Raw genomic sequence first — 16,929 nt, forward strand, 5'->3', positions numbered from 1 at the left:
CAATCAGTTCTTCTGCGATCAATTGATCAAACCTCATAAAAAAACTCTCCCCCCACAAAAAAATGTTAACGTTTTCTTGAAGCTGAGGTCAGTATAGTATCGCTGGCTGCACCGTTCAATATTATGAATGAACAGAGGAAAAAGACCCATCATTCGCGTGTATAAGTCATTAAAATGAACGATTCAGCTCACAAACAATCGCAAGTCTATAACAAAACAAAAAGCCTTCCTTGAAAGGAAAGCTTAGCTTCTAATTTTAGGTAAATGGATTTTTACTTCGAAATCCCCCCTCTTCATTTCGTTAATATAAGGTGTTTTTATCAAGTGGATAATTAAAACTATATATTAGTTTTTTCATTGTTTTGTGCATTATGATGTAAAAAAAATATAAAGTTCTTGTCTTATAGCAAGTGCTTGATTCATTGAACCTTGTCTATTCAGGGTAGTAGTTATGCCTACAAGAGCAGAATTTTGAATGATTGGTGCTCCTATAGAACCATCTGAAATAGTAATATCGTGAAATAACAATTCTGGTGTATTAATTACTACAGTCTCGTTTCCCCACATTGTCTGTCCAAACAGATTACCAGTATAGCTCACAATATTAGATTGAGCAATTCCTTCCACTGGCACCGCATAATTTAAACGGCCAGATACTTCTTCTAATGAACTATTCATGGTTATATATCCCATATCATAACGAGAATCACCTTTATTTGTTCAACCTTGCATTGAACTGAATCTGTATCCTCCATTTTGTCCAGATGAAGGATCATCTGTAAGTGTTCCTCTTCCATCTTGACTAGCAATCCATATTAAACTCGACATTGCCCATCCATTAAACTGGTCTTGAGAGTATACCATACTCCCCGCGGTAACGAATCTATTTCCATCAATCAGAGCTCCTGTGCCTTGTTTCGTATAGATCGATATGCCATCAAAAAAGTATGTTTCCAAATAACCACATTGTTTATACGGCGATAAGTTAGTGTCAGCTTTAATTCTGTTATCTGCTTGTATAAGTTTACTAGGTAATTTGGGGCTCTTTTTTATTCCATCTTCTGTAAGAAATCCTTTGAAGAATATATGAGAATTCCCTGTAGATTCACGCATATATTTAGTAAAATCTTCTGATCGTTCAGTAGGATTATTCCCTTTTGGTATATAATGGATATTACTTTCATAAGATACTTTTTTGTTTAATTCATTTTCAGTAGACATCGCATATATATTTTTTGATAAAACAAATATCAGTACAACTGTAAAAATACACAGCACAAAATTAAATTTCTTCATTTGCTCTCCTTTGATATAATTATTCTAATTTCTTTACTTTTTTATTAACTCTATTCCCATCGCATTTGAAGTCGTTCCAGAATCTAGCTTACTGCGTATAACGAATATACGCTCATCATCTCTCTTATCCAATGTGTAGGCCCATTGATTATCTTCACAATATATCGTCAACCCATCATTTACTTTTATGCCTGTGAAAGCACCATTAAACTGGTGTTTATCATACGAAATGTCTATTGAATGTTTATCAATGTTGATTGTCCACATTGATTCATCTCCCGTATATACCCATTCTCCACAAAAAAAAGTTAGCTGCTCCCATTCTTCCTTTGATAATTCTAGTTCTTTTTTCTTCGGTTGACTAGCGGGAGAAGAACAAGCCGTACATAATAATATTGTTACTAGAATAAGAGAAGAAATTTTTTTATACTTCACTCCTAACACCCCTAATGCTATTTATAGATAATGCCAAGAAAATAATCCTGAATCTTGTTTGAATACCACCCCATGAGTACTAATCAAATGACTGGAAGGGTCCAGTAGATCATATCCATAGCTTGAATTACTCCATGGATTCCATACGGAAATCGTTTTATAAAAATCAAAGTTAGCGTACCCTCTAACAACAAACGCATGCCTATCCTTCCCTCTAGTTTGTTTTAGCGCAGATACCCAATATGGCCGATTCGCATTAATTTCAAGCATCGTTCCTTCTGCTGTAGCTGTCCCCCATCTATTTGAAATACTATGAAATCCATAAGAATTAGCGTAGCTAATACATTGGATATTTGAGGCAGATTCATCTGCTAAATTGGATGAACTTGGATACAAAGTTGTCATCATCTGTCGTGCAGTAGGAAAACTTTTCCTAGTTTGATAACGGATAATAGCTGTAGTAGCGTATGCTGCACACCATGAAGTTTTCCCTTGATTTTCAAGAAAATCCAAGTTTAGATACTTTTGTCCATATGCTTTGGATAACCTATCAATAGTTTGACTATCCGTAGATAAGCTAAAAATAAATTTGTTCTCGCACTCGTTTGTCAATGTACGAAAATTGAAATTACTTAATTTTAATTCGCTAGGACTGATAAAGCATCCAGAGACAAACGAAACCGCTAACAAAAACACTCGCTTAGAATAATTCTCTAAGTAACGTAAATCCACCATTTTAATTATTTTCCCTAATTTTTTCCAAGATCAACTCAATATCTTTTCTTAATTGTGCTATTTGTCGTCGCGTATCATCATTATTTTTTTGAAGTATTTTCAGAGCGTAAAGACAAAATACTAAAAATAAGCCTAGAAGTATCATGCTATATATAGGGATAAACAACTATGCATCCTCCTCAAAAATAGTTTTATTATTTTCTAAAAATTCAGAAATAGCTTTTGCAGTGTAAACACCATCTAATCTATCAACTAAAACACCTTTAGAAATCATTAATAATGAGGGTACTACAGTTAAATCAAGCTTTTTAGCTACTTCCTCTAAGCTCTTTTCATCTTCGTTTCGAGCTATATCAGTTCTATAGTAGCTGGCTTTTACTCCTACACTTTTTAATATGTTTCGAAGGGTAGGTTCAATTTCTTGGCATTGAATGCAAGTCGGTCTACCTACATATAATAAAAAAGTATCAGAACCATCAAACTTTGATTTTAACATTTCTGTCTTTATCACAGGTAGAATATTATTCATACCAAATCTGCCTGTTTGAAAAAAATCAACGAGAATGCTACTACAAAGAGACATAGAAACTATATAATTATTCTGCTAGTTTTAATCGACTTTTTCACATCTCATCAATCCAATCAAAGTTTAAAACAAGCCACTACGAAACTCATCGTCCCAGTGCCTAAAGCTGCAAAACCTCCAATACAAGCAGCACAAATAACTTGTATAGCTGGGCACGGAGCAACACAAGCTCCTGCAATGATAGTCGCAACGTATTTACTAATACCAAGAACAACAACAATACAAGCAATTTTAGCAGCAACACCTCTACTCTGAGGTAACAAAACTCCTTGCTTTTATACATTTTGCATGTCCTTTTTAATTTGCTCGTTAGATAAAAACTCTTCATTAAGTAAATCAGATTTCATCAATTTACCGTTTACATAAGATTCAATTTGAATTTTATTGTTCAACCCTCGACTAATAATAGTTTCTTGATATCCTTCATTTTCTCCATTCTGACTGTAAGTAACCGTCAAATTACTAAATAAATTATAATCATCACCTACTATGGGCACCGTGATCGTATAAAAATCCTTTGAATTTTCTGTAACTTGTAGAACTTTTGCGTTTGTTAAATCCAACGAGCTTTTTGGTACATGAATAATCATATTTCTATTGCGTAATTCATTTGAAATCTTGACTTCATATCATTAGTTACTATTGTACTTACTAACTTTGTAGTTTCCGTAATATCAAACAACTTCGTGAATATATCTAATTTTTCATCCGTAAAATCTGAAATCATTTTTTCATTTGTTGTCTTAGAATTAACTACTTTGCTTGCAGAAACATTTAGAACTGGGATAAATAATCGATCGACAATCTATCCACCACCCAAATAACAACCTATCCCCGATTTTCAATATTAAATACACACCTCCCGTGTTTTTATTTTATCTACTATGTTATTATGATTAAAAATACGTATTATTTTCATTTTGTGATTAATTTGCGCATAACAATTATAAAAGAACGGAGCGGTGATATGGATAGCGGGGAATTGCTTAAGAAATTGCGTGTAGAAAGAGGTATCTCTCAAAAAAATTTAGCTCACAATATAACAACAAGAAATACATTATCTAGATATGAAACTGGAAAAAATAGCATACCTTTTGTTATTTTATTGGAATTTCTTGATAAATTGAATATAACCATGGATGAATTTGTCTTATATCTAGAATTTGATAGCATACGAAAAAAAAATAAAAAGATAAAAGATTTTATTAAAGCTACTAGAGAGAATAGAGGATCACGGAAGTATACTTTAGAAATCATTCGAAAAAAAGCAAATACTACACGAGACATTGTTGATATTCGCAACTATTTAATCATAAAAACTTTTGATTGGTATACTCTGCCCATAGAAAAACGTAAGCTGAATAAAAATGATAAAGAACACCTGGATCACTTTGCCAATTATTTAGAAAAAGTAAATGAGTGGGGAAGATTTGAAATGATCAGTTTTAGCTCATTACTATTTCTTTTTGATACAAACTATATTTCCCAAAGGCTTACAGAAATCGAACGCAAAATTGAAAAATACAACGATTTTGAAATATTCCATCCGATATTATCCAGTCTTTATAATAATGCTTTTCTTTTAATGTTAGAACGCAAAAATATTCACTTTTCTAAACAATACTTACAAAAATTTGAAGCTACTCATCATAGATTATTGTTTGCAAAAGATACTCAGATATCCATTCAATTTTATAAGGCATTAATCTGTCATATAGAAGGAGATAGCATCAAAGGACGAAAACGAATAATGAAAATTTTACAAGGACTAGAATTATTAGAGATGGATAGTTTAATCCATGAATTTAAATTTGGTTTAATAAAATTCGAAAAAATTTACTGTATCCCACCCATTTTTGAGTAACGATATCCATCTATTCATTATGGTCAAAAACGAAAAAAACAGACTATCCCTATCGGATAGTCTGTTAAACGTTGAGTTATCAGCGTTTTTATTATTCCGCAGCGTTTGCGTCTTTGAGACCGTATTTTTTGTTGAAACGGTCCACACGTCCGTCTGCTTGTGTGAATTTTTGACGTCCAGTGTAGAATGGATGTGAGTCAGAAGTTACTTCGACACGGATGACTGGGTATGTATTACCGTCTTCCCATTCAACTGTTTCTTGTGAAGTTTTTGTTGAACCTGACAAGAATTTGAAACCAGTTGTTGAATCCATGAATACTACTGGGTGGTAATCTGGATGGATGTTTTCTTTCATGATTTTTTCGCTCCTTTGCCCTGCTCCATTTGCTGAACCAGAGTTGATTTGTCGATTTACAACATTAACATCTTAACATGTTTCAGTCAAGGTTGCAATTATCTTTTCAGATTTCTGGTCGGATTTTTTTTACCAAAGGAGACATCTTGAAATTCTTTGAAAAATTGCTGATTGTTTTTTGTTTTACGCAAAAAGCGGATCAGTTGTTCCGTATATTCTAATGAATCTCCAGTCATATTTTTTCGAAGTTTCCAAATTTCTTCTAGTTCTTCACTTGGCATCAATAATTCTTCTTTTCGGGTACCTGATTTTTTGATATCGATGGCTGGGAAGATCCGACGTTCGGATAACTCGCGTGAAAGTTGTAATTCTAGATTTCCAGTTCCTTTGAATTCTTCATAGATCACGTCATCCATGCGGCTTCCTGTATCGACTAAAGCGGTCGCTAAAATCGTCAAACTGCCACCTTCTTCGATGTTTCTTGCCGCCCCGAAAAATTTCTTAGGTTTATACAATGCGGCTGGGTCAATCCCGCCACTCAATGTACGTCCGCTTGGTGGAACGACTAAGTTATAGGCCCGAGCAAGTCTAGTAATACTATCCATCAAGATAACGACATCTCGTTTATCTTCGACCAAACGCATGGCGCGTTCCAATACTAATTCAGAAACTCGAGTATGGTTTTGCGGCTGCAGATCAAATGTAGAAGATACCACGTCGCCTTTCACGCTTCGTTCTAAATCCGTTACTTCTTCCGGACGTTCATCAATCAGTAGAACGATCAATTCTACTTCCGGATAGTTTTCGGTGATACCATTTGCGATTTCTTTTAATACAGAAGTTTTCCCTGCTTTTGGTGGTGCGACGATCAATCCACGCTGACCAAAACCGATTGGAGAGAAGATATCGATCATTCGGGTAGATAGTCTTTGCGGTGTTGTTTCCAGTTGTAGCTGTCTTTGCGGATAAAGAGGTGTTAAGGCTGGAAAATGCGGACGTTCTTTTGCTTCTTCCGGATCTTTTCCATTAACGCTTTCCACGTGCATCAAACCATAATAACGTTCCGATTCTTTAGGTGGACGGGCTTTTCCTGCCACTTTGTCCCCATTTCTCAAACTGAATCGTCTGATTTGTGAGGCAGAAATATAGATATCTTCTGCACTTGGTCCATAGTTAATTGGCCGTAAAAAACCGTAACCATCTTGACCAACGATATCTAATATCCCTTCCATATAATAAAATCCTTGTTTCTCAGCTTGTGCACGAATCACAGCTAGAGATAATTCCTTTTTGTTCATCTTACTGTAATAAGGAATTTTAAATTCTTTGGCATAACTATAAACTTCTTTTAACGTTTTGTTCTCTAGTTCTGCCATTGTCAAATAATCGCTCATTCAGCTCCCACTTCCTCTATCATTTCGATTGATGCCCCTAAGGCTGTTAGTTTCTCGATAATATGATCATAACCGCGTAAGATATAATCTACGTTATAAATCGTCGTTGTTCCTTCTGCTAATAGTCCGGCAATCACTAAACAAGCACCTGCCCGAAGATCGGAAGCCACGACTTCTGTCCCGTGAAGTTTATTTGGACCATTCACGATGATCATATTTCCTTCCACGGTAATATCAGCGCCCATTCGAGCTAATTCAGGCACGTGATTCACCCGTTTCGCATAGATCGTATCGATGATTTCTGAAGTGCCTGCGGTCATCAATAGCAACGCAGTGAGTGGTTGCTGCAGATCTGTGGCAAATCCTGGATAAGGATAGGTCATGATATTTGCGGCTTTTAATTCTTTTGAGGGGTAAACTTCGATTTCATCTTCGCTGATTTTCATATGGACGCCAATTTCCTGCAATTTTGCTATAAAACTTTCCAAATGTTCAAAAATCACATTTTTCACTTTGATACCTTTTCCTGCTGCAGCTGCTAATGCCAGATAGGTTCCTGCTTCGATACGGTCAGGAATCATGAAATGACGACAGCCATGTAATGCTTCGACTCCTTCGATACGGATCACATCTGTACCCGCTCCTCGAACTTTTGCCCCCATATTATTCAGTAAAGTTGCCACGTCGATGATTTCCGGTTCTCGTGCAGCGTTTTCAATTACTGTCTGTCCCTTTGCTTTTACAGCAGCTAACATCACATTGATTGTAGCTCCGACTGAAACCACGTCCATAAAAATCCGATTGCCATGCAACTCTTCATTTTTTGTCCGTAAATACATGGCACCATGTTCATTTGTCACTTCAGCACCTAGAGCTTCAAATCCTTTGACGTGTAAATCAATCGGTCTAGGACCTAAATAACAGCCTCCAGGCAGGCCTACTACCGCTTCGCCAAATTTACCAAGCAGTGTTCCCATAAAATAATAAGACGCACGCAAACTATTGATTTTTCCGTGCGGCATCGGAACCGATACGATTTCCCGCGGGTCAATTTCTAATATGTTGTTGGAAAAATGGACCGTTGCGCCCATGATCTCTAATATTTCAATTAATGAATGAACATCTTGTATGTCCGGCACACCTTCCAAAATCACTGGGGAATCAGCTAAGATTGCAGCTGGAATCAATGCGACTGCACTATTTTTTGCACCGCTGATCGTTACTTCACCAGCTAAAGGTTGGTTTCCTTTGATTACGATTTTTTTCATCTGTTTCCACCTTGTTTATTAATCTTTTTTCATGGATATGCTTGTATTTTATCATAGATAAAAAAAAGAAACGAGCATGGTCTGCCGTTTTAAGTAAAAAAGAATGGAGAACGACTTCAAAAGTCGTTCTCCATTCCTATACATCGTATCTGTTATGTGGATGCTTACGCTTTGTTAGCTGAACCAAACCAGTCGATATGAGCTTTCGCATCTTCAACGATTGCTGCTTTACCTGGAGCTAATAATTTACGAGGGTCGAATCCTTTACCTTCTTTATCTTTACCAGCTTCGATATATTTACGAGTAGCTGCAGCAAATGATAATTGGAATTCAGTGTTAACATTTACTTTTGAGATACCCATTGAGATAGCTTTTTCGATTTGATCTTGAGGAATACCTGATCCGCCATGTAATACTAAAGGCATGTCTGGACCTACAGCATCAGCAATTGCTTGTAAGTGGTCAAATGCTAATCCTTTCCAGTTTTCTGGATATTGACCGTGGATGTTACCGATACCGCAAGCTAAGTAGTCGATACCTGTAGCAACCATTTGTTTGCATTCTTCGATGTCAGCTAATTCGCCGTTACCGATGATTCCGTCTTCTTCTCCGCCGATTGAACCAACTTCACATTCAACTGAGATACCTTTTGCGTGTGCTTTTTCAACAACGTCTTTAGCTAATTTCAAGTTTTCTTCGAATGGTAGATGTGAACCATCGAACATTACTGAAGTGTAGCCTAGTTCGATACATTCCAAAGCAGCTTCGTAGTCACCATGGTCTAAGTGGATAGCAACTGGAACAGTGATGTTCATTGCTTCAACTAAATCAGTGATCAAATCTTTACAGATTTTGTAACCACCCATGTATTTAGCTGCACCCATTGATGTTTGGATAAGTACTGGTGCTTGTTTTGCTTCAGCCGCTTCAAGAATTGCTTGAGTCCATTCCAAGTTGTTTGTGTTGAACCCGCCGACAGCGTAACCGCCTTTACGAGCAGCTTTTAAAAATTCAGCTCCTGATACTACTGGCATAATAAAATTCCTCCTAAGTTTTGTAAAACTAAATTTGTTAAGACAATTCTTAACCAACGACCCTATTTTACCAAACATTTCGGTAGTTTTCTACTAAAATCAATGAAAATGAAAATTTTCAAGAAGTTTTTTGCAAAAAATAAAATGCTTAATCGCTCTTTACTCAAAAAAAGTCTTTTACTTCCTATCTTTTTTCCTATTAATAATAACAAATCAGAAAAAGAGAAAAGTGACAAGAAAATTGCTTATCCCTTTCTCTTGCTGCTTTTCTCTTTCTATCAAGCTAAAAAATTATTTTGTTTCATGATCTGCTAATGATGCTCCGACAAATGCTTTGATTAATTTTTGCGGACGATTTGGACGAGAAATCAATTCTGGGTGGAATTGGCATCCCACAAAGAATTTCTTCTCTGGCAGTTCTACGATTTCTACTAAACGGTTATCTGGTGAGACACCTGAAAAGACTAACCCTTGTTCTTCAAACATTTGACGATATTTGTTGTTGAACTCATAGCGGTGACGGTGACGTTCTTGCACAACATCAGCTCCATCATATGCTTCAGCCGTCTTCGTTCCTTTTTTGATTTTACATGGGTATAATCCAAGGCGTAAAGTTCCACCCAAATTCTCGATGTTTTCTTGGTCAGCCATTAAATCAATAATGTTGTTTGCTGTATCTGGATTCGTTTCAGCTGATGCCGCATCTTCCAACCCAACGACGTTACGTGCAAATTCGACACAAGCCATCTGCATACCAAGACAAATCCCTAAAAACGGAACGTCATTTTCGCGAGCATAACGAATCGCTTCGATTTTCCCTTCTACTCCGCGATCGCCGAAACCGCCAGGAACTAAGATTCCATCTGCATCTTTCAAACGTTCTTCTACATTTTCTCTCGTTAATTCTTGTGCTTTGATCCAATCGATCTCGATGTCTGAGTTATAGGCGAAACCAGAATGTTTCAATGCTTCAACTACTGAGATATATGCATCTGGTAACTCGACGTATTTACCGACAAGTGCGATCCGTACTTTTTTCTTCAAGTTCAAGACACGTTCTTCTAATTCTTTCCATTCTGTCATGTCTGCTTCTGGTGTATCTAGTTTCAAATGATCGCAAACGATTTGATCCATTCCTTGTGCTTGTAAAACTAACGGGATGGAGTAAAGTGTATCTACATCTGGCGACTCGATGACTGCTTCTGGCTCGACATCACAAAATTGTGCCAATTTGTTTTTCACGCTTTGAGAAACAGGTTGCTCTGTACGTACCACCAAAATATTCGGTTGGATACCTAAACCGCGTAGCTCTTTTACACTGTGCTGTGTTGGTTTAGTTTTCATTTCTCCAGCAGCTTTCAAGTAAGGGATCAACGTTGTATGGATATACATAACATTATCTGTACCGACATCTGCTTTCATTTGACGAAGTGCTTCAAGGAATGGCAAAGATTCTATATCTCCTACCGTTCCTCCTACTTCTGTAATGATCACATCTGAATCAGTCATTTTAGCTGCTCGCATGATTTTTTCTTTGATCTCATTTGTAATATGAGGAATAACTTGAACTGTTGCTCCCAAGTATTCGCCCTTACGTTCTTTACGCAAAACTTCAGAATAGATTTTTCCTGTCGTCACGTTGGAGTATTTGTTCAAATTGATGTCAATAAAACGTTCGTAGTGGCCCAGATCCAAATCTGTTTCAGCACCATCATCTGTTACGAATACTTCTCCGTGCTGATATGGGCTCATCGTCCCTGGATCCACATTGATGTATGGATCAAATTTTTGGATAGTTACTTTTAAGCCGCGGTTTTTCAATAAGCGTCCTAAAGAAGCTGCAACAATCCCTTTTCCGATTGATGAAACGACACCGCCGGTCACAAAAATATATTTTGTCATAAGTTCAAAAACTCCTTTTTAATTTATGTGCAGGAAAAGTCTCAGAAAATAAACAAAGCTCCCTATTCTTCAATAAGAATAGGGAGCCGAAATTTCTGTAAACTTCTGACCCTTTAAAAGGGTGCCCAAGGTGTATAATACAAGCTGACTGAGGGAAAGTCAAGTACTCAAATGAAGACTATCCGCTTACAATTTTTCTTTTTCGGTATCCTTTGAGAAATTATTTCTTAAGTCCTTTATGAGTGCAAAAAAATTTAACCCACATAATAGGCTTGAGATAAACATGGCTAACGTTAAACTTAAGCAAGTCAGGAAATCTTTACTGAAAAATTTTAAGTGAAACAATAGATAAAAAAATAAGGAGGGCGACAAACGTCGTGCCCCCCTTATTTCTAAATAAACGGTGTTCAATCAGCTGACCCTCGGTATTAGCTCAAAAAACGGCAAAATATGAGGAACTATTTTGCCGTTTGTTTCTCTAATACTCAGGTCAAAACGCTGATTTCACAACCTCTAATTCACGTTATTCCTGTTTTAATAAAGTTCTAGATATTGTTCTCTTTCCCACTCGGAAACAGTTTGTCTGAATGCCGCCCATTCGAGACGTTTTGCTTCAACAAAATTTGAGAAGATATGTTGTCCTAATGCATCAATCATTACATTATCCTTACGTAATTCCTTGATAGCATTATGGATAGTTGAAGGTAAGTCTTGGATATGTGCAGCTTCTCTTTCTTCCTCATCCATGACATAAATGTTACGGTCAACAGCGGCTGGCGGTGTGATCTGATTACGGATACCGTCTAGTCCTGCTTGCAACAACACTGCCATTGCCAAGTATGGGTTTGCAGATGGATCAACTGAACGCAATTCCAAACGTGTGGACAATCCGCGAGATTCTGGTACACGTACTAATGGCGAACGATTACGACCGCTCCACGCGACATAAACAGGCGCTTCATAACCTGGAACGAGACGTTTATAAGAATTGACTGTTGGATTGCAAACGGCTGTATAGGCACGAGCATGTTTCAGCAACCCGCCTAAGAAATGATACGCTGTTTCACTTAGTTCCAATTCACCGTCTTTATCATAGAAGACATTACCTTCATCATTGAACAAAGACATATTGCAATGCATACCAGAACCATTGATTCCAAATAACGGTTTCGGCATGAAAGTTGCGTGAAGTCCGTGCTTGCGTGCAATCGTTTTGACAACGAGCTTGAAGGTTTGGATATTATCACAAGCATCTACCACATCTGCATATTTAAAGTCAATTTCATGCTGTCCTGGCGCTACTTCATGATGTGAAGCTTCCACTTCAAAGCCTAAGCTTTCTAATTCCAACACGATGTCACGGCGGCAATTTTCACCTAAATCTGTTGGTGCAAAATCAAAATAACCACCTTTATCATTCAAGGTCGTTGTAATCCCACCGTCTTCGTCTAATTTAAATAAGAAGAATTCTGGTTCAGGTCCTAAATTGAAAGAGGTAAAACCAAGGTCGCGCATGTCTTTCAATGCTCGTTTCAAATTCCCACGAGGATCGCCGGCAAACGGTGTCCCATCTGGATTATAGATATCACAAATTAAACGAGCAACTTTTCCATGAGCACTTTCCCATGGGAAGATCATCCAAGTGGAGAGATCTGGATACAAATACATATCGCTTTCTTCAATTCGAACAAATCCTTCAATCGAAGAACCGTCAAACATCATTTTGTTTTCTAACACTTTGTCGATCTGGCTCACTGGAACTTCTACATTTTTAATCGTACCTAAGATGTCTGTGAACATCAATCGTAAAAATCGTACGTTTTCTTCCTCAATGATTCGTTTGATCTCTTCACCTGTTATCTGTTTCTTTACCATGGTATCCCTCTTCCTTTTTTAATTTATTCAGTCAAAGAATTGTCTTTGCAATCCTTGCGACTGATAATGACCTGTTTTGCTTAACCCACCTTGCGCCAAAATCTCATCACGAAAAATTTGTCGAACGTCATGATCTGTCAACGGCTTCTTGCTTTTTGCTTCTTGTTTTTTCGCCTGTGCCATTTCGTATACACGTTTGATCCCAGCCATGTTTAACCCGTCTGAAAGATAATCTTTGATCTCAAGCAGCATATCGATATCATTCAACGAATACATGCGGCGATTTCCTTCACTTCGTTCCGGATGAACTAAATCTTGTTCTTCATAGTAACGTATTTGCCGAGCAGATAAATCAGTCAGCTTCATAACTGTACCAATTGGAAATACGGACATAGATCGGCGCAATTCCTTTTCTCCCATCAGACGTCCCCTTTCGTTTTATAAGTTGGCTAAAGTGTACCAATTAAAAAAAATATTGTCAACTGCATATGTTAGGTTTTCTAACATGAGACCTCTGTTTTTTTATAAAATAACAAAAAAGGCATCTAGTTGATTTTCGTACCAGATACCTTTTACTTTTATTGTACTATGCTATTCTTTCCCAGTGATTTTTATTGTAAAAAAACAAAATTTTATTTGCTTTTTCTTAACCATTTTGAATCATTTTTTGCAAAGCCTCTCACTTCATACTCGTTTGATTCTTCCATGTAGGCTTCGTCCAAAACCATCGTTTGTCTTCTTAACTCACTTAATTTCTGTCCTTCATTGCTTGGCACAGACAGTGTATAAGGTGTCATCAGTTCCATCAGTTGACGCTTGATTGCTTCGATCAATGCCGTCTTCCCTTCTTTCGTTTGAGCAGAAATCAATACATTAGGGAATAATGTGGGTGTAAACATCGCTGGATCAATCTGGTCTGCCTTATTGTAAACAGTCAGTATCGGCATTTCTTTCATATTCAATTCATCCATCAATTTTAGTACAGTCTGCTCTTGTAAAATGCGATCTGGAGAACTGGCATCGACTACATGCAACAAAAGATCCATATTCTGACTTTCTTCTAGTGTAGAATGGAAAGCATCGATCAGTTGCGTAGGCAGATCTTGGATGAACCCGACGGTATCTGTTACTGTAATCTCAAATCCTTCAGCAAAACGCCATCTTTTAGTCAATGGATCTAACGTTGCAAACAACTGGTCTTTTGAATAAGTATCCGCTTGTGTCAATAAATTCAAGATGGTTGATTTCCCAGCATTCGTGTAGCCTATAAGACCAATCTGAAAAATCTCACTGTTTTTTCTTTTTTGACGGTTGCGCTCTCGATGGGCTTCTACTTCTTTCAATTCTTTCTTAACAGCAAAAATTTTATTCCGTATATGTCGGCGGTCTGTTTCTAACTTTGTTTCACCTGGTCCTCTTGTTCCAATCCCACCACCAAGACGAGACAATGTTTTCCCTTGCCCCACTAAACGAGGCAGAAGATATTCTAACTGAGCAAGTTCAACTTGCAGCTTTCCTTCTTTCGAACGAGCACGCATCGCAAAAATATCTAGGATCAGCTGTACTCGATCAATCACCGGAAGGCCAACAGCATCCGTAATCAGTTGACTCTGTCTCGGAGTCAGTTCATGATTAAAGATGATCAAATCCGCTTCATGCGCATCTGCTTGTTGAACTAATTCTTGTAATTTCCCTTTCCCGATAATCGTTTGCCGATCTACTTGTGGTCTTTTCTGTGTAATTGTGAATACAACTTCTCCTGATGCGGTGTTCGTCAGCTGAACTAGCTCTTCCATTGACTCTGAAAAGTAACGCTGGTTTGCTTCGGTTTCTACCCCTACGATGATTACTTTTTCTTCCATTTTATTCCGCCTCCAGCCATTTTTTGATTGTTTGCTCAATCTGACTTTTTTGATTTGGCTCACTTATAAGATCAAACCACTGTGCATCCAAACGGTTACGAAACCACGTTAACTGACGTTTCGCGTATCTTCTCGAATGTAGTTTGACTTGTTCTGTTGCTTCTTCCAATGTTTCTTTCCCTTCAAAATAAGGGAAAAATTCTTTATATCCAATCCCTTGACTGGCTTGGACTTCTCCAAGCTCATATACCTTACGTGCTTCTGCTACCAAGCCTTCTGCTAGCATCAAATCGACTCTGTGATTGATTCGATCATACAGGACATCACGCTTCGTATCTAACCCAATCATGAGGTAATCATATAATCGCTTTGGCTCTTCTTTAGGTGCCGTGATACTATGCCCGGTCGTCTCCAAAACTTCCAGAGCTCTTATCACTTTGCGTTGATTGTTCCAGTGGATTTTCTCAGCAGCTGCCGGGTCTTTTTCTTTCAACTGATTCCATAACGCTTGGGAACCAATTGTCTCGGCTAACGTTTCATACTTTTTTCTAATCTCAGGATTCGCTTCTTCTGTCGCCCCTAACTGGTAATCGTATAGAAGGGATTGGATATACAGACCCGTGCCACCAGCTATGATAGGTAGATGCTCTCGATTCGCAATCTCAGTAATCAATTGTCGACCTGAATGCTGAAAATCAGCGGCTGAGTAACATTGAGTAGGTTCGATCACATCAATCAAATGATGCGGAACATCATTCATCTCTTCTTCTTTGATTTTTGCTGTACCGATATCCAGATTTTTATAGATTTGCAATGAATCACCGCTGATGATCTCTCCACCAAATAGTTGTGCGAGTTCCACACTTAGCGCTGTTTTACCGACTGCTGTCGGACCGACGATCACTAATACTTTTTCCATATTTTACCTACTTTTCGTTGTTTGTTTCCACCGAAGAGCTTTCTCCGGAAAATCAGTTATTATTCCATCTATTTTGAGTTCTTGACATTTGGCCATTTCTTCTTCATCGTTGATCGTCCATGCACGAATTGCTTTTGGAAAATCAGCTGCTTGGCCTGGATGTTCGAACAACCAAGTATTTTTTGGATGTACTCCTTCTATATAAGGGGTTTCTGCTGCTAGTTGGATCTTTTTATCAGAAGTACTCATCAATAAGTCCAACTGTATCTCTGGTTCCAATAACGCGATTTTTTCCAAAGAAGCCAAATGAAAGCTGCAATATGCATGTTGAAAAGGCCACTCTCTGCTTTTTAATGTTTCGGCTAATTTTTCTTCGATACCGGGATATTCATACTGATCAGTTTTAATTTCAATCATTAGCATCCCTCGGTAATTTTTTTGGAGAAGCAGTCCTAAAACTTCTTTCAATTCAGGGACTTTAGCTGCTGGAAATTCTTTGCTGAATTTGCCTCCTGCATTCAATTTTTTGAGTTCTTCCAATGTTTTTTCTCGAATCAGCCCTTTACCGTTAGTCGTCCGATCCACTTCTTCGTCATGCATAACGATCAAATAACCATCTTTGCTTAGATGAACATCTAGTTCGATACCATCTGCACCTACTCGTACAGCTTCTGCAAATGCAGGAAGGGTATTTTCTGGGTGGGTACCGCTGCTTCCGCGATGAGCATAGATTTGTAACATCTTTCTTCACTCCGTTCAGTTCTATTGTATCATTAAGAAAAAAAGAAAGCATTGCCACGCTCTCATGTGCAACGGCAATACTTCAAAATATCAGCTCCAAACATCATCTTTCGAGAAGAAACCAATCGGCTGGCGCGTCATAGTCTTCAACTGTGCTTTTTTTTCATTGATCATTTCAGTCAAACTATCCGTAAAATTCTCTAAAATCACGCGTCCGCCTTTATAAGCATATCCACCAATCTTCATTGTTTCATCTGGAGATAAAATCACTTTTCGATGGGAGATGTTCTTAAACAGCTCATCTAAAATATAATTTGGCAGATAAAAACTATTCTGCGCTGAAAATGATTGGAGATACGCAAAATCGTCAATCGTGATATAACAATCATCGAATGCATCAAAGCTGACATATTCTTCCATCAGCGTCGTCCGTTTTTGCAAGATCTCGTTGATCTTTTTATTTAATTGGTTCAGCGTCTCGATTTCTTTGACTTTCAATTCCAATTCACGTCTACGCTGTTCTTTATTTTCTAAGTGACGCATTTGCAGTATCATGCCGATATAGACAACTACAGCACCCGTCAACACGCCGATAAGACCGGTAATACCAACTATCAATCTGTTGTTCCTCCTTGTTTTGCTTCTCTGCTTATCATACCATAA

The 16,929-nt window shown here is 37.6% G+C and carries 19 protein-coding genes; 2 read left to right on the forward strand and 17 right to left on the reverse strand.

Going from position 1 to position 16,929, the window contains the following annotated elements; translation table 11 throughout:
* Positions 1–369 precede the first annotated feature (369 nt).
* The 6 genes from KFO35_RS08285 to KFO35_RS08310 form a co-directional block, all read right to left on the reverse strand.
* On the reverse strand, positions 370–678 hold the full coding sequence (locus tag KFO35_RS08285) for a hypothetical protein (protein ID WP_130624781.1): 309 nt from the start codon (positions 676–678) through the stop codon (positions 370–372).
* 42 nt (positions 679–720) lie between these two features.
* The gene (locus KFO35_RS08290) at positions 721–1,296 is read right to left on the reverse strand and encodes a hypothetical protein (protein WP_002315440.1); all 576 of its coding nucleotides are present in this window, start codon (positions 1,294–1,296) and stop codon (positions 721–723) included.
* A gap of 33 nt (positions 1,297–1,329) precedes the next feature.
* Positions 1,330–1,731: a hypothetical protein gene (locus KFO35_RS14170; RefSeq protein WP_002320697.1), complete on the reverse strand. Its 402-nt coding sequence runs from the start codon at positions 1,729–1,731 to the stop codon at positions 1,330–1,332.
* Positions 1,732–1,752: 21 nt separating this feature from the next.
* The gene (locus KFO35_RS08300) at positions 1,753–2,466 is read right to left on the reverse strand and encodes a C47 family peptidase (protein ID WP_002315441.1); all 714 of its coding nucleotides are present in this window, start codon (positions 2,464–2,466) and stop codon (positions 1,753–1,755) included.
* Positions 2,467–2,632: 166 nt separating this feature from the next.
* Positions 2,633–2,995, reverse strand: coding sequence for a thioredoxin family protein (locus KFO35_RS08305; protein ID WP_002328995.1), 363 nt, complete (start codon positions 2,993–2,995; stop codon positions 2,633–2,635).
* A gap of 332 nt (positions 2,996–3,327) precedes the next feature.
* Positions 3,328–3,642: a hypothetical protein gene (locus tag KFO35_RS08310; RefSeq protein ID WP_024636481.1), complete on the reverse strand. Its 315-nt coding sequence runs from the start codon at positions 3,640–3,642 to the stop codon at positions 3,328–3,330.
* A 377-nt stretch (positions 3,643–4,019) separates the two neighbouring features.
* On the opposite strand from KFO35_RS08310, the gene KFO35_RS08315 reads away from it, so the two are divergent.
* On the forward strand, positions 4,020–4,916 hold the full coding sequence (locus tag KFO35_RS08315; RefSeq protein ID WP_070704036.1) for a helix-turn-helix domain-containing protein: 897 nt from the start codon (positions 4,020–4,022) through the stop codon (positions 4,914–4,916).
* Between the two features lie 91 nt (positions 4,917–5,007).
* Here KFO35_RS08315 and KFO35_RS08320 read toward each other — a convergent pair whose 3' ends face one another.
* From KFO35_RS08320 to KFO35_RS08335, 4 genes are all read right to left on the reverse strand, one after another.
* On the reverse strand, positions 5,008–5,271 hold the full coding sequence (locus KFO35_RS08320; RefSeq protein WP_002290330.1) for a type B 50S ribosomal protein L31: 264 nt from the start codon (positions 5,269–5,271) through the stop codon (positions 5,008–5,010).
* Between the two features lie 98 nt (positions 5,272–5,369).
* A complete protein-coding gene (gene rho, locus KFO35_RS08325; RefSeq protein WP_002290332.1) occupies positions 5,370–6,665 on the reverse strand; it encodes a transcription termination factor Rho in 1,296 nt (431 codons plus the stop codon).
* Positions 6,662–7,933: a UDP-N-acetylglucosamine 1-carboxyvinyltransferase gene (gene murA, locus KFO35_RS08330; RefSeq protein ID WP_070769984.1), complete on the reverse strand. Its 1,272-nt coding sequence runs from the start codon at positions 7,931–7,933 to the stop codon at positions 6,662–6,664. Before murA ends, rho begins: the two co-directional genes overlap by 4 nt.
* Before the next feature lie 164 nt (positions 7,934–8,097).
* Positions 8,098–8,967, reverse strand: a complete 870-nt coding sequence (locus tag KFO35_RS08335) for a class II fructose-bisphosphate aldolase (RefSeq protein ID WP_002290335.1) — start codon at positions 8,965–8,967, stop codon at positions 8,098–8,100.
* Between the two features lie 102 nt (positions 8,968–9,069).
* Here KFO35_RS08335 and KFO35_RS14405 point away from each other — a divergent pair, with 102 nt between their 5' ends.
* Entirely contained in the window at positions 9,070–9,282 is a 213-nt protein-coding gene (locus KFO35_RS14405; RefSeq protein ID WP_080000618.1) for a hypothetical protein, read from the forward strand.
* Here KFO35_RS14405 and pyrG read toward each other — a convergent pair.
* From pyrG to KFO35_RS08370, 7 genes are all read right to left on the reverse strand, one after another.
* The gene (pyrG, locus tag KFO35_RS08340) at positions 9,259–10,869 is read right to left on the reverse strand and encodes a CTP synthase (RefSeq protein WP_002310226.1); all 1,611 of its coding nucleotides are present in this window, start codon (positions 10,867–10,869) and stop codon (positions 9,259–9,261) included. The two genes, KFO35_RS14405 and pyrG, sit on opposite strands and share 24 nt — an antisense overlap.
* Positions 10,870–11,403: 534 nt before the next feature.
* Positions 11,404–12,744: a type I glutamate--ammonia ligase gene (gene glnA, locus KFO35_RS08345; RefSeq protein ID WP_002287001.1), complete on the reverse strand. Its 1,341-nt coding sequence runs from the start codon at positions 12,742–12,744 to the stop codon at positions 11,404–11,406.
* Between the two features lie 27 nt (positions 12,745–12,771).
* Positions 12,772–13,164 (reverse strand): MerR family transcriptional regulator, encoded by a 393-nt coding sequence (locus KFO35_RS08350; RefSeq protein WP_002290339.1) that lies wholly within the window; start codon positions 13,162–13,164, stop codon positions 12,772–12,774.
* Positions 13,165–13,376: 212 nt separating this feature from the next.
* Complete coding sequence (gene hflX, locus KFO35_RS08355) at positions 13,377–14,606, reverse strand: GTPase HflX (RefSeq protein ID WP_002290340.1); 1,230 nt, start codon at positions 14,604–14,606, stop codon at positions 13,377–13,379.
* A gap of 1 nt (position 14,607) precedes the next feature.
* A complete protein-coding gene (miaA, locus tag KFO35_RS08360; RefSeq protein ID WP_002315448.1) occupies positions 14,608–15,525 on the reverse strand; it encodes a tRNA (adenosine(37)-N6)-dimethylallyltransferase MiaA in 918 nt (305 codons plus the stop codon).
* Positions 15,526–15,528: 3 nt separating this feature from the next.
* Positions 15,529–16,266, reverse strand: coding sequence for a glycerophosphodiester phosphodiesterase (locus KFO35_RS08365; RefSeq protein WP_002315449.1), 738 nt, complete (start codon positions 16,264–16,266; stop codon positions 15,529–15,531).
* Between the two features lie 90 nt (positions 16,267–16,356).
* Positions 16,357–16,884, reverse strand: coding sequence for a CAP domain-containing protein (locus KFO35_RS08370; protein WP_002289403.1), 528 nt, complete (start codon positions 16,882–16,884; stop codon positions 16,357–16,359).
* Positions 16,885–16,929: the final 45 nt, after the last annotated feature.

It is taken from the genome of Enterococcus lactis (assembly GCF_015751045.1).
In the GTDB taxonomy this organism is placed as follows: Bacteria; Bacillota; Bacilli; order Lactobacillales; family Enterococcaceae; genus Enterococcus_B; species Enterococcus_B lactis.